Origin of the sequence: Limnospira sp. PMC 289.06, assembly GCF_032350395.1 — a bacterium.
Classification (GTDB): domain Bacteria; phylum Cyanobacteriota; class Cyanobacteriia; order Cyanobacteriales; family Microcoleaceae; genus Limnospira; species Limnospira platensis.
Genome location: NZ_JARPLC010000367.1, coordinates 1 through 932, shown reverse-complemented (window position 1 = coordinate 932; position 932 = coordinate 1). Strand labels below are relative to the sequence as shown.

At 40.6% G+C, this 932-nt stretch carries 1 pseudogene; it reads right to left on the bottom strand.

The window, feature by feature from the left end:
• A pseudogene (locus tag P5674_RS25235) lies at nt 1-916 on the bottom strand (IS630 family transposase); the annotation flags it as partial.
• Nucleotides 917-932 lie beyond the last annotated feature (16 nt).

The following is a 932-nucleotide window of genomic DNA, read 5'->3' as shown; positions in this document are numbered from 1 at the left end:
CAGTTATTCAAACACTGTAAATCCACAAGGCTTACCGCCACTTCTACCAATCTCACTAATAATTCCATGGTCTCCGTCCTGAACTTGCACACTAAACTTTTGAGCTGTGACCACATCATCTCTATAGGGTTAAACTCAGGGGAATACACCGGCAGATATTCTACCCTGGCTCCTACTGACTCTATCATTTCTTGGACTTCTTCTCGATGATGATAATTTAAGTTATCCATTACCACTACATCTCCTTTTTTTAATTTTGGCAATAAATCTAACTTGATGAATTGGAGAAAATCCTCTTTTTTCATCGACCCTTCTAATGTTTGAGTCGCCACCACTCCGGAGAGCTTAATTGCACCAATTATTGTCATTTTTTTACCTCGAGAGGATTTCCGCAGTTCATAGACTTTTTTCCCTTTCGTAGCTCTGGCTAACGGTCTGCTCATCCCTACCCATAACCCACTTTCATCAATAAACACAAGCTTTTCAGGAGCCACATCTCTAATTCTTTCCCAATAATCTACTCGCGCTTTCTGTACTTCTTCAGTTACTACTTTTTCGCTCCTGTATGTTTTTTTTTGAGACTTATATCGTGCTGCTTTAAAAATCTATCTATCATGGTCGTACTGACATTTATGCCCAGCTTTTCTCTGAGCTTCTCACTATATTGCCATAAGGTCAGGTCGGGGTGGGCTTCTACAATATCTATCACGGCTTCCTCATGCTTAGATCAAATGCTTTTCTTTTTAGTGCCACACTTACGAGGAGATAAGTCTCCCGTTAATCGATACTGTTTGACCAGTCGCCTTACCGTGTCTGGACTCACCAAAAAGCGTTTCGCTACTTTTCGGATAGAAGTGTCTCCTTTTTCATAGGCTTCTACTATCTTTTTCCGAAAATCTAAAGAGTAACGGCTCATGGTAGTTGGTTGTGAT